This window comes from Paenibacillus sp. FSL W8-0187 (assembly GCF_037969755.1).
GTDB lineage: Bacteria > Bacillota > Bacilli > Paenibacillales > Paenibacillaceae > Paenibacillus_AQ.
The window spans coordinates 3229670-3243272 of sequence record NZ_CP150206.1 but is presented as its reverse complement, the minus strand read 5'-3'; the positions used below and the strand labels follow the sequence as shown (position 1 = coordinate 3243272).

At 48.1% G+C, this 13603-nt stretch carries 10 protein-coding genes; all 10 read right to left on the bottom strand.

All coding sequences use genetic code 11. The annotated features are described in order from the left end of the window. Window positions 1–92: 92 nt before the first annotated feature. Window positions 93–1235 carry a biotin/lipoyl-binding protein gene (locus MKY48_RS14670; protein WP_339293307.1) on the bottom strand — a complete coding sequence of 381 codons (1143 nt, stop codon included), beginning with the start codon at window positions 1233–1235 and terminating at the stop codon, window positions 93–95. A gap of 24 nt (window positions 1236–1259) precedes the next feature. Continuing rightward, window positions 1260–2138: a carbohydrate ABC transporter permease gene (locus MKY48_RS14665; RefSeq protein WP_339293306.1), complete on the bottom strand. Its 879-nt coding sequence runs from the start codon at window positions 2136–2138 to the stop codon at window positions 1260–1262. A gap of 17 nt (window positions 2139–2155) precedes the next feature. After that, window positions 2156–3037, bottom strand: coding sequence for a sugar ABC transporter permease (locus MKY48_RS14660; protein ID WP_339293305.1), 882 nt, complete (start codon window positions 3035–3037; stop codon window positions 2156–2158). Then, the gene (locus tag MKY48_RS14655) at window positions 3030–4448 is read right to left on the bottom strand and encodes an ABC transporter substrate-binding protein (protein ID WP_339293304.1); all 1419 of its coding nucleotides are present in this window, start codon (window positions 4446–4448) and stop codon (window positions 3030–3032) included. Before MKY48_RS14655 ends, MKY48_RS14660 begins: the two co-directional genes overlap by 8 nt. A gap of 21 nt (window positions 4449–4469) precedes the next feature. Beyond that, the gene (locus tag MKY48_RS14650; RefSeq protein ID WP_339293303.1) at window positions 4470–5777 is read right to left on the bottom strand and encodes an extracellular solute-binding protein; all 1308 of its coding nucleotides are present in this window, start codon (window positions 5775–5777) and stop codon (window positions 4470–4472) included. 301 nt (window positions 5778–6078) lie between these two features. Beyond that, the gene (locus MKY48_RS14645; protein WP_339293302.1) at window positions 6079–7293 is read right to left on the bottom strand and encodes a hypothetical protein; all 1215 of its coding nucleotides are present in this window, start codon (window positions 7291–7293) and stop codon (window positions 6079–6081) included. Further along, entirely contained in the window at window positions 7290–8744 is a 1455-nt protein-coding gene (locus MKY48_RS14640; protein ID WP_339293301.1) for a HAMP domain-containing sensor histidine kinase, read from the bottom strand. The genes MKY48_RS14645 and MKY48_RS14640 overlap by 4 nt, the downstream gene beginning before the upstream one ends. A 3-nt stretch (window positions 8745–8747) precedes the next feature. Further along, entirely contained in the window at window positions 8748–9446 is a 699-nt protein-coding gene (locus MKY48_RS14635; protein WP_339293300.1) for a response regulator transcription factor, read from the bottom strand. A 92-nt stretch (window positions 9447–9538) separates the two neighbouring features. After that, on the bottom strand, window positions 9539–10975 hold the full coding sequence (locus MKY48_RS14630; protein ID WP_339293299.1) for an N-acetylmuramoyl-L-alanine amidase: 1437 nt from the start codon (window positions 10973–10975) through the stop codon (window positions 9539–9541). Window positions 10976–11304: 329 nt separating this feature from the next. Continuing rightward, window positions 11305–13593, bottom strand: coding sequence for a 5-methyltetrahydropteroyltriglutamate--homocysteine S-methyltransferase (gene metE, locus MKY48_RS14625; protein ID WP_339293298.1), 2289 nt, complete (start codon window positions 13591–13593; stop codon window positions 11305–11307). Window positions 13594–13603 lie beyond the last annotated feature (10 nt).

Below are 13603 nucleotides of genomic sequence, written 5' to 3'. Positions count from 1 at the left end.
ACCCCATAAACCATGCTTTGGTTGCCGGATAATTTAACATCTTTTGGTTTGTCCTGTCAATCCTATTTTTCAGCCCTGGCGACATTCTGGTGTTAGTTCTGGTTATAAACGTTGACACGTGCTCCATCCATAATTAGATCGCTGCTGTCCACAATGATTTCCTGTTGATCGAATAGACCACCTCCAACGGCAATGGTATGGCTGTTGGAATCGGTAATTTGAATTGACGTGCGAACAGCATAATATGCATTGCCGAGAGGGCCTTGTGTTTCTTTTATGGTGTAGACATAAGCGCCCTCGCTGTCCTTGTGAACGGCTTTATTCGGTATGAGGATCCCTTCGTTGCTCTTAGTTTTGACTATGCTGATCCTCACTTGTTCGCCACCGGATAGCCCACTCCCTTTTAGTTTAACGAACAAACGTGTCATGGAACCGCTTGATTTCTCAGCGTCTTCGTCAACATCGGGACTGAGTGAGTTCATATCCTCTTCTATCCTTTCAATCTCACCCGTAATTGATGGTTCTTCCTTGCCTTCAAGCATGATGTTATCCAGAACATCCCCTACGCTCAGCGTGGCAGCGATACCTGACGGTACATACATTTCTAACCCATACCCTTTTGCCAAATGGCTCATCGTAATATCCGGTTTCCCGGTAGAACCTAATCCCTCCATCGCACCAATCTCTATAACGATACCGTCAAAAGGGGCTACCATCTGCTGATTAACTGAAAGCGTATGTTTCAGGTTCTCGATCTGCTGCTGTTGTGCAGCAATATCAAGCTTTGCCGTTTCGAACGCGCTTGTGGCACTTATAAGAAGAGACTCATCTTCCTCCTGCATCGCTTGAATGACATTATATTCGAGAAGTTCCATGGATAGATTCAGCTTCTTCAGAGCAGACTGCTCCACAGCAATCTGCTGCTTAACCTCACTGCCATCATATTGTATAAGAACTTGTCCTTTACGCACCATCTCACCTTTTTTAACGAGCACCTTATCGACTTTCCAGCCCGAAGGTTGGATAAGTTCCCTCTCCTCCTTTGGATTTATCGTCGATCGTCCGACATAGGAATGAACCAGCGAGCCTTTGTTTACCGATGTAATCACTACCTTAGGCAGCGTCAAGGCTTGTAGGGTGTTACCTGCAAAAGTCAGTATAAGCAGAAGACCTGTGAACAGTCCGGCTGTTATGCTAACCTTGCGTTTTCTTGACCGGGAAATTACCTCTTCCAATATCCATCACTCCTAGTACTGAAACTAACCTTTTATGCCCGACAATTGAACGCCTTCAATAAAATAAGACTCGGCATACAGGAATAGCAGAATCATAGGTGCCATATACAATGCCGATGCGGCAAAACCGATTCCCAGTGCGTCTTTGTTAATCTGTGCAAGATATAGAGACAGTGGCTGTTTATAGGAATCTTGCAAAAATATGAGCGGCTGCTCGATCATGTTCCAATAGTCGACGAACAATAGAACCGTCAGCGCGGCCAGACCAGGCTTCGCCAGCGGCAGGATAATACGCCAGAAGATGACCCATGCTCCTCCACCGTCCATCATGGCCGCTTCAGAATACGCTCCGGGAATATGGGCCATGAATTGTCGCATCATAAAGACGCCAAAAGCTCCAAAGATGCCAGGTAAAATAATGGCGGCGGTATGGTTCATAAGTCCAAGCTTGTCTATAACGATATAATTCGGAACAAGCGTTACCTGAAACGGCATAAGCATGGTCATTAAATAAAGCATGAACAGCTTGTCCCTTCCGATGAAGCGAAGTTTGGCAAAGGCATAAGCCGCAAGCGAGGCGACGACCGCCTGTCCGGCAACAATCGGCACGACCAAGGCGACGGAATTCCAGAACATCCTTAGAAATTTTGTGGTTAGAACCAGTACCTCGGCATACTGTCCAAAGGATAGCCAATCAGGAATAATCTTCAGATTGACGAACGCGTCCTTGCCACCCTTCGCAACGTCGATCATCTGCCCCAGAAGGTTGTAATTCCGCCCAATCTCTTGCTCCGTCATCAGGGAGTTCGTAAAGGTAAGCAGAATCGGTACCAGCATGACAACGGCTAACAATCCGAGCAGCAGCGTCAGTACCAGCTTTGGAATCCACCGTATATTTTTCATGATGAGCCTCCCTTTGGTCACTCCAAGTTATCCCGAAATCGGCGCTCAACGCTCAATAGTCCCGTCACCAGAATGATGATGAAGCCGACCATCAGCGTGGCTGCAGCCGTCAGCTTCTGAATATCAAGCGAGGAGAACATGTTGTTCATATAGTGCTGCATCATATAGATCCGGTCATACGGATAATCGCCTGCAAGCAGATACGTCTCCCGAAAGACCTTGAAAGAATTGATGATGGAGATCAGCACGACAAAGAATGTTGTAGGCGTCAAATAGATTAGCGTAATGTGAAACAACTGACGGATCCGCCCCGCGCCCTCAACACGTGCCGTCTCGTAATAATCCTTCGGAATGGATTGAAGTCCGGCCAGAAATAAAATCATGTTGTAGCCGATGTTTTTCCACAAATACATGAGGATGACCACGCTCATCGACCAATCCGATTGCATCCAGTCGATCCTCTCTTTATGGAAATGGTGCAGCCATGCATTTAAGGTTCCGTTCCAATCGAAGAGGATCTGCCAGATCATTACAACGGATGCGACGGGTACGACAAGCGGCATAATAAAGGAGGTTCGAAGCCAATTGCGCATAAACAAGGGCCGATTCAGCAGTAATGCCAGAATGAGCGACAACGCGATGACCAGCGGAACGCCAATGCCGGTAAAAATCAGCATATTTACCGATGCCTTGTGGAAGGAGCCGCTGCTCAGCACTTCATTGTAATTATCGAAGCCAACTAATATGCCCCCCAATGAACCGTCCGTGAACGATTCGTAAATGCCCATTATGAACGGGATGATATAAAAGCAAGCAAAGCCGATCAGGCTGGGAGCCAAGAACCATAAAGCCTTCATCCCGTCTTTGCGTATCCATCTCCTTAAACTTCTTCTATTCATTCAGATAGGTCGTTACTTTATTCTGGATGAGCTTCGCGACATCATCTGCGGATTTCTGTCCGGCAAAGAAGGCTTTGGACTCATTTACGATGATGTCATTCACTTTGGCGGACTTGATCTCGACCTGATGAGTGGCTCCACCCACCAAACTCTCCAGTTGGTCCAGCTTGGCCTGATCGACTTTGATCGCCATTCCTTGCAGCGGGCCTTCCTCATAGGCTTTAACCGTTCCTTCTTCCTTCAATTGCTTGATCTGATTGGCAAATGATTTCTTGTTGATCGGAAATCCTGCCTTCGTGGGAGGCGTTTCGATTTCTCCGGACATCATGAATTTTATGAAATCCCACGCTTCCTCCTTCACTTTGGAGTTCGCATTCATGGAGATGCTCTTGTAAGGCCGGAAATAACCGCCGGCTGTCGTTTCCTGGGCATGAGGCTTCATGTAATACTTCATATTCTCGCCGTATTCCCTTAGAGATACGAGATAGTCCCAAGGAGAGTTGATATGGATGGTTCTGAAATAAGCCTTGCTCCGAGGATCCGTGGTCACGATATGATTGTCGTACATGGACTTCACCTGGTTCATCAGAGCGGTAAAGGTGGCCGATTCGAAATTGCCCTTGCGGCTCTCCGTATCCACAAATAAGGAATAATTGTCAAGTGCAATGTCTGCCAACAGGTTTTCGGGTCCACCAGATACCAGCGCTGATGGGTATACCTTGGAAGCCGCCGCCAGCTGATTTGCGGTATTTATAAAATCGTTCCAGGACCAGGTTTTGTCGTTAATCTGAATCCCGGTTTGCGCGATGGCATCTGCATCTCCGGCAAAGCCTTCCAGAAAGAATGCGAGCGGCATGCTGTAAAGTCCTTTGCCGGTTCGAGAATTGTCCAGGATATTACCGAAATAATCTTCCTTTCGGAAGGTGGAATCCTTGTCCATCCATTCACCGAGATCAACCAGCAGATGATGTTTAACGTAGTTATCAGTGGGCAGAATATTCACATATTCACCCGATTGGAGCAGATCGGGGCCTTTGCCTGCCAGCATCGCCGTATTCGTATTCTTGACGAACTTCTCCTCATCCGCCTCCATGTGCGAATCGTCGGTATAACCCGTCTGCAGCTTGATTTCGATATTCGGATGAAGCTGTTCGTAATTCTTCTTTGCTTCCTGAAACAGTTCATCTGGGAAAAACATCGAAAAGACGATGGTCTTTTTGCCACCGGAGGCTGATTCATCATTCTGAGTTGTGCTCTGCACCGAACCACCGTCGTTTGTACCTGCGGACGCTTCATTGCCGCCGCTGGTTCCCGCTGATGATGCTGCCCCTGTTGGGCTTCCACTACCGCAAGCGGTTAAAGAGAAGGCTATAAAACAGCTAACCAATAATCCTAACCCGATTTTCTTCATATGACGATTCTCCTCATCGTTTCATTCGTTGAGATATAGATTGATCTTGTTCTGAACTTGTTTCGCGACAATGTCCGCTGATTTCTGTCCGCTGAAGAAAGACTTTGATTCATTGGAAATGATCTCATCAATCTTGGACTGTTTCTCGGTGGAATGAACGGCTCCCGTAATATAGGCGTCCAGTTGGTCCAGCGATGCATTGTCAACCTTGACCGCGGGAAGATCAGCCTCATGAATCGTTCCTTCGTCTTTTAGCTGCTTCAGCTGTTTTTCGTAGGCAATTCTGTTAATTGGAAAACCAGGGCTTTGATCATACACATCGTTATAAGACTGTGCCTCATCCTCTATGAGAAATTTGATAAAGTCCCAGGCTTCTTTCTTATGAGGCGAGCTTGCGTTAATCCCGATCATTCCGAAGTTTTTAAAATAACCTCCAGCCCCCACATCTTGCGGATGCGGTTTGGCATACAGCTTGGTATGCTCGGCGAAATTGTTCAACAGATACCCTCGGAGGGAACTGATGGTTTCTTCGTTGAAATAAGCTTTGGCATTCCTGGCAGTTTCGCTGCCTCTGCCACCGCCATCTGTAACCATGTCGTAAAGTAAGCCATCATCGAACATCGTTTTGATCTGCCGCATTAACCCGGCAAAGCGCACCGAATCGAAATTGGCTTTCCCGTTTCCTTCTGTGACGAGCTGGCGGTAGTTTTCAGCGACCATCTCGCTCAACATATAATGCGGTTCGCTAATGAGCGCATTCTTGTACTCGCCTTTCTGTGTCAATTGCTTGGCAATATCCGTAAAATCGCTCCATGTCCAACTGCTGTCATCGATCTTGACTCCGCTCTTTCCGAGGGCATCCTCATCGCCAATCAAACCGGCAAGGGAGAAATAAAGCGGCATCCCGTAAAGTCCCCCGTCAATCTTCGAGTTGTCCAAGATGTTGGTGAAATAATCTTTCGTCTGAAGCGATGAATCCATCTCCATCATGTCGCTTAGATTGACAAGCAGATGACGGCTTACATATTTATCTGCCGGGAGCATATCAAGCTCAATCAGATCGGGACCTTTGCCGGCCAAGATGGATGTGTTCGAGGAGGTAACGAATTTTTCAATATTTGCAGATACCTCGTCGAGATCCTTCCCCTCAGAAGGTGTAGCCTGCAGCTCAATCTCGATGTTGGGATGCAGTTTCTCATACTTCTTCACAGCCGTCTGCATGTAATTGCTCAGATAAAAAGTCGAGAACACGAGCTTCACATGTCCTTTTGAATCCACACTTTCTTTCGTATTTCCGTCTTGCGCCGCTGTCGCTCCTTTCATTGCCATTTCGCCTTTGTTCCCCTGAGCCCCACTGCAGGCGGAGAGACAGAGGATTAGACAAATCCATATCCAGCCTATTTTCTTCATCAATGACTCACCTTTCTTTAATTGAAACTATCTTGGCTGACTTTTCCAAATATAAAGTAAAGATGTCTCCGAAACTTCACCTACTTGTAAACAAATTGTCTCTGAAATAACCCCACAAACATATAAATGCTAATATCTTAAAAAAAGACGGCAGACTGAACGATATTTCGTTCAGTCTGCCGCAAATAAGGTTACTATCCACTTTGAAGGGTTAGGTTAGCTATTGAAACTTAATAATAAACGGTTGATTATACGAGACGACACTTGGCTCCGGATTCGTTTGTTGTCTTGAAGTGGAATATATTTTTCGCCCATTTACCAGAAGACTGTCATTATGCGGACTCCAATACATTACCGACGGGAAGACGCCCTGATAGACCGATTCTTTGTACAGGACGTTGTTTCCTTGAAGCTTTCCTGCAAAAATTGAGATTGTATCGTTGTCGTCTTTCTGGGAATAAGCAATATACTTCCTGTCTTGCGATAATTGAAAGCTAAGAACCCTCTCCAGCAGGACAGAGAGAGCCATGTTTCGTCGATCGTACTCATAGATCTCGCCTTCCGTTCCAAGGAAGACAAACTGATCTTTATTAAGCCATGCCATCTGATCACCGCCCGCCTGATGCTCGTATTCGATATGAAAGCTGCTTCCGTTTATCGTCCCCATGCTGATACTAATGGTCCGTTCATTTTGCACCACAATCAGTGCGCTTTGTCCATCGTCCGACATTTTCACCTCGGAGAAGCTGCCTGTGTTTCGGAGGCCCTTCAGCGGATAGACCTTGACTTGCCGGGCGGTTGTGTCATACACGGCCATTTTGACAACGGGGTTTGTGGCGACACCTACATCGGTTTGTCCACTGACGGGGCCTGAAGCGACATCTGCAGCGACGTCTGTGACGAGATAAGAGATGTATCTGCTGTTATCCGACCAAGTGAGCTCTGTCAAGAGCAGATCATCACGGGGCTTTATGGTGGCCATGATGGTTTCCCGTCCATCAGAAAGCGATATCAACTTCAATACATTGCCGTCCTTTGTCTTCTTAATACCGGCGATATATTTGCCGTTTGGCGACAGTTCGAGATTCCAATGATCAGCGTCCACGCCTTGCAGCGTCTCGAATTTTTCATACGGCGGTGAAAGCCGCTGCAGCAGATATTGCGACAAGCGCATCTTTGAGTCGGGGGCCTGAAAAAGACCGAGAACGGATCCTGAATCCTCCCAACCAAGCAATTGATCGTCCTTCGTGTCCGAAATCGGAAGACGATATATCGTTTTTACTTGGAATGGGGCACTGCCCGAATCGGTAACTTGCTCATCTTCCGAGCTCGGAATAACGATGGTCTCCGACCGCAGACCTCCCTCACATCCGGACAAGAGGAGGATGATTGCAAGCAGCACGGACAAACCTGCAAATCGTTTCCGTTTCATCATGATCTCTCCTCCCTGAAGTAAGGTAGTTCCACGTAAACCATGATCTGTCCGTCCCGGCTGACTAGGCGGATGGTCCCTCCATGGTCGTCGACGATCGATTTGGCGATACTGAGACCCAGACCGACACTGCCTTCTTCCATGAACTTATGGCCCGCCGAATAGAAAGGCTGAAACAGGTGCTCAAGCTGGTCAGGTGGGATCGGTTCACCCGGATTGTCAAAAATAAAGCGAACGAGTCCGGAGTCCAGTTCGGCCTTAGCAGAAATCTCCGATTGGGGAGAGCTGTATTTGATCGCATTGTCCAGCAGGTTGATGAACAGCTGGCGCAGCCTGTCCGGTTGTCCGTTTACATACAAATGTTCATCCGTCTGGCAGATGATGCGCTTCTTATAACGCTTGGCACGGAAGGACATGGAATCGCTAACGTCGTGCAAAATTTGACCCGCATCCACCTTTTCGAATTCACGGTCGTCCGAAGCTCTGCGGGATACTTCCAGCAGCCTTAGCACCATGTTATGCAGCCGCCGGCTCTCTTCAACAATGTGATTCATGCCCTTATCGAAGAACTCCCGGTCGTCATCCCCTTTCTCCCGAATAATCTCGGCATAACCAAGAATGGACGTCAGTGGCGTCTTAAGCTCATGGGTGACATTGTCGAAAAAACGTTTTTCCTGATCGTTAAGCTCCTGAAGGCGATCCCGATCACCCTCAATCGTGGAAATCTGGCTTCCGATCTGGTCAATCATGTCATTGAAATTCAGAGCCAACTCGCCAATTTCATCTCTTCGCCGGAACGGGATTCGAACATCGAGATTCCCGTTCTTCACTTCCGTGGAAGCCCGGGTCAACTTCACTAATGGAATGGTGATATGCCGGGATAGCATATAGGAGAATAGGAATGCCGCTCCAAATATGGCGAGCGCGATGTAGAAAATGATGTCCATGATGCGCCCACTTTGTTCATAGAGCAGGGTGAAATCTTTGGTAAATCTCAAGATGCCCACCTTCACTCCATCGATGATAACCGGGTATGAATATAGAACTGTTCCGCTATTCCGGCCATAAGTGATGGTATAAGCCGTTTTACCCTCGATCGCTTGCCGGAGATCCTCGTCCGACTGTCCAGAGAACTCTCTCTGGTCTGATGAGAACAATAACTTGCCATCTACGGTGTAAGCACTAACATGGCTTGATGTCGCATGATTCAAATCATTCACCATTTCCTCGGCCATCTGTCCGAAATAAAGCTTATTGTTCGTGAAATGGTTGATAAGAAATGCTTGCCTTACGTATATATTGCTGTTGTTTTTGAGTCCGACCAGATCCGACGTTACGATCTTTTGATTGCTTGTCCGAATGATCTCCTTCACGGTCTGATTGAGTACGAGGAACGAGAGGCAGAAGATCAGAAAAAAACCAACAATAAACTTGGCTCTGATGGTCCGGATCATCTCTTATTCCGCCTGCTTCTCGAATTTATAACCGATGCCGAATACAGTTGTGATCAAATCGCTGGCATCCAGCTTTTTACGGAGCCTTTGAATATGCGTATCCACGGTCCGTGTATCCCCAATAAAATCATAACCCCAAACCAAATCCAGCAGTTCCGAACGCGTGTAAATCTTCCCCCGGTGACCGTACAAGGTCATGAGCAGGTCAAATTCCTTCGGTGTTAGATCAACCAGCCTTCCGTCTTTCTTGACCAGTCGCTCCTCCGTTACGATCTCGATGCCTTTAACACGGATCACGGCCTCCTGAGCCACTTCCCTATCCCCGTGATTCGCTTGGTCCAGCCGCCGGAGAATCGTACGAATTCGGGCAACAACCTCCCGTAAATCAAACGGCTTTGTGATATAGTCATCGGCACCAAATTCAAGTCCGAGCACTTTATCCGTGATGTCGGATTTAGCGGTTATCATGAATATGGGAAGGTTATAGTTCGCGGTTACTTTTTTGCATATATCGAGTCCGCTCTTATCGGGCAGCATCCAATCCAGAAGGAGCAGATCGGGATGAAATGACTCAAGCTCCCTTAAGCCCGCAGCTCCGCTGGCCGCAATACAGGTTTCGAACCCCTCCATGTTGAGACCATAGGCAAGCAAGTCGGCAATCGGCCCCTCATCTTCGATTATGAGAATTTTTGTTTTTTTCATGAAGTCTCCATTCTTATTCCATAGGCCTATTTGATGAATCGATTTTAGCATATACCGTTGACAAATGATAAGTCTGATCCGTTACAGGCTTGCTAAGACTGCGATTCAGGCAAATGCAGCAGTTCCGGGACCGTGACGAATGAGTAGCCTTGATCTTTCAAATCCGGTATTAACAGCTCCAGTGCCTCCAGCGTGTTGGCAAGATGGTTCTTGCCGTTTGCGGTATGCTGAAGAATGATGCCTCCAGGCTTCAACTGCTTGTGGATGATTCCCATGATCTCCTGTGCGGGCAGACCTGACCAATCCATCGTGTCCACGGACCAGTTCACGATCGCTAAATCCATATTTTGTATGGCCTCCTCTTTGTCCTCATCCAAAGCGCCATAAGGCGGCCGAAACAAGGATGGACGATAGCCGATAATGTCGTTCAGTTCATCCTGCGTATTCTTCACCTGATTCAGCGCTTCCTCCATCGATAATTCAGTAAAGTTGGGATGTGACCAGGAATGATTTCCTATGGCATGACCTTCCTCTTTAATCCTCCGCACAGTCTCAGGATGGGCTTCAGCCCGGTTTCCCAGAATGAAAAAGGTGGCTTTAATATCGTTTTCCTTCAGGATATCAAGGATTTTGGGCGTAACCATGGCATCCGGTCCATCATCGAATGTAAGTGCGACCTGTTTACCGTCCTGGGCTGATCCATTAAAATACACCTTTTTCTCCATAGACTGATTCCCGCTTTGCGGAGTGCCGGGTGATCTTTCAACTGATTCACCGTTTGCTTGGTGTCCAAGCGAGAGTTCCTGCGATTCCGCAAAATAGTCCTTGAGCCCATCAACAATAGCTTGTGCGGCAAGATCTTGGCCTTCATTGCTCAGCAGGAAACGCTCATCCTCCGCATTGGTGAGATATCCAACTTCGATAAGCACTGCCGGCATCGTGGGCGTAGATAGCACTTTTAACTGTTCTTCCTTGATCCCGCGATCACGAAGGCCAATTCCCTTCACCAAATGCTCCTGAAGGGTTTGGGCCAAGGGGATGCTGTCCTCGTGTCGGTACATGGTTTCCGTGCCCGATGTCATGGGGTCCGTATAGGTATTGCCATGAATGGAAATCATCACATCCGCATTCCAATCATTCGCCTTGGCTGCCCGTTCATCCAATTCAACGAATTGATCATCCGAACGTGTCAAGAGAGGTTCAAACAAAGGGTCCTCCTCCAGGAGGTCAACAACCCGCCCGGCAAGAGATAGATTGAACGCTTTCTCATATGCACCGCTTACTCCGGTAGCTCCCGGATCTTTTCCCCCATGACCGGGATCGATTACGATCCGATACGTTTTATTTGGATTAGGCACAGCAGGAAGCGTCCTATAGGTCTCTGCAAGTCTAGCAGATGATGCCGGCACCAACTCCACCGTTGATGAACCGACGTGCCATGCCAATTTGAAGCCGACAATAAATAGGATTGCAATGAATAGAATAAAGAAGACTCTGGTAAACTTCTTGCGTTTTTTGTGATAGATCATGGCTCCTCCTTCTTAGGTGATCGTGCTAGATACGATTCCATAAGAAGAATATAATCGCCGGATGTGATAACGATTTTACCAAGATGTCAACAACTTGTGTCCAACTCTACTCTATGTAAATGACAGGAGGCTTTCATAGACATATAGACGTCAATCGCATGCTTACGGTCCTCCTTACAGCCAAATCTTTCATATAGTTCCGTTCTACATCTGTACGCACCATTATATCTGGCATGGGTAACAAAAAAAGGAGCAGGCTGCCGACGCAGCCTGCTCCTATCTTAACTATTCATAACTCTGCCCACTCTGACAACAAGTCAGATTCACGGTTACACGTTCAGCGAATAGGACGAGCGGGCGATCTCCGTAGCTTGAACCATGTTACGGAGGGATGCTACTGTTTCTTCCTTACCGCGTGTTTTGAGACCGCAGTCCGGGTTGATCCAGAACAGCTTCGGATCCAGGACCCGCAGTGCACGCTCGATCATGCTTGTCATCTCTTCCACTCGAGGTACCCGCGGACTGTGGATGTCATACACGCCAAGGCCAATCCCTAATCTGTAGGTATTGACTTCGAAGCTGTGAATCAGCTCGCCATGACTGCGCGAAGTTTCAATCGAGATGACATCGGCATCCATCGCCTCAATCGAATCGATCATGTCATGGAACTCGCAATAACACATATGCGTATGAATTTGCGTGGTCGGCTGTACCGTGCATGTGGTCATACGGAAGGCTTTAACAGCCCAAGCGAGATACTCCGCTTGATCTTCCTCCTTGAGCGGCAGCCCTTCGCGCACCGCAGGCTCATCCACCTGAATCATCCCGATGCCCGCCTGCTCCAGCGCCTCTACTTCTTGTCTTAGGGCATAAGCCAATTGATAGGCAATCTGTTCCCGAGAGATGTCTTCGCGGACGAACGACCAGTTCATGATTGTGATCGGGCCAGTTAGCATCCCTTTCACGGGGCGGTTAGTCTTCGACTGTGCATATTTCGTTTCCTCCACCGTCATCGGTTTCTCGAATGCGACATCCCCGAATATTACAGGCGGTTTCACGCAGCGTGAGCCGTAGGACTGAACCCATCCATATTGAGTGAAGGCAAAGCCACCAAGCTTCTCACCGAAAAATTCAACCATATCCGTTCTTTCGAACTCTCCATGCACAAGCACATCCAGGCCGATCTCTTCCTGCAGCTTGATCCAAATATCGATTTGCTCCTGAATGAAGCGCTCATACTGCTCATGATTCCATTCTCCCTTGCGCCACGCCTGGCGTGCCTTGCGCACCTCGGCTGACTGAGGGAAGCTGCCGATCGTCGTAGTCGGAAAAATCGGCAGCTGCCACTTATTCTGTTGAGCGGTATGACGCTCCGCGAACGGCAGACTGCGAACTGGATTCTGCACACTAATCTCGGCAACTGCCTGCTGAATGTCATGTCGATTGCGCTCTTCGGATTGTTTAAGCGCCTGAAGGGCAGCATCGCATTCTTCCAGTTCCTTGGCAATCCGGGCTGTGCCTGTGGAGATTGCTTTCGTCAAAAGAACCAGCTCATTCAGCTTCTCATCTGCAAAGGCGAGCGCCCCTTTTAGTTCAGGCTGCAGTTTCGTTTCGCTGCTCACTGTCACCGGAACATGCAGCAAGCTGCACGAAGATTGAACGATCAACCGTTCAGTGGCTACATATTTCGTCAGCTCTTCCAATTGCGACAGCTTCTCGCGAAGCGATGCCTTCCAAATGCCGCGTCCGTCAATCATGCCGGCGCCAAGCACTTTATTCGCAGGAAACCCTGATTGTTTAATGGCTTGCACATTGCCTTGGTATCCGTGGACCAGGTCAAGTCCGATGCCGCTAACCGGAAGCTGGATGATATCCTGGTAGTTTTCCACCGATTCGAAATAGGTTTGCAGCATGATGTTTAGGCCGGGTGCCGAACCCGCAAACGTTTCATAAATGCTGGTTAACCGCTTAAGATCGGCATCGCTTAATTTCGTTACGAGGATCGGCTCATCAATCTGGACCCATTGAACGCCTTCTTGGGCAAGCTCCTGGAGAATCTGTACGTAGAGCGGCAGCAATTTTTCCAGCCAGGCATCCGTCTCCGTCGGCTGGTACCCTTTGGACAATTTCAAGAAGGTTAGCGGACCAACAATAACCGGCTTGCCTTCAATGCCGAGCTTCTCCTTAGCCTCCCGATAGGCTGCCAGCGGTCTGTTCTCCGTAAGAACTGGTGAAGCCCCATCCAATTCAGGCACGATATAATGATAATTGGTGTTAAACCACTTGGTCATTTCACTTGCTGTAGCATCCTTCGTTCCGCGTGCAATACCATAATATACAGACAATGGCACAACACCGCCCTCATAAGAGAAGCGCTTCGGTACGATACCAAACATCGTTGCCGTATCCAGAACATGATCGTAATAACTAAAATCATTCACCGCAATAAGATCGATCCCGCTCTCCTGCTGCTTCCGTAAATGATTCAACCGAATCTCCTGCAGCTGCCGGTGAAACTCCGATTCATCAAGCTTGCCTGCCCAGAATGCTTCCAGGGCTTTTTTCCATTCCCGATCAGCGCCAATACGCGGATATCCCAGTACACTGCTTTTTGCCATCTATATAACA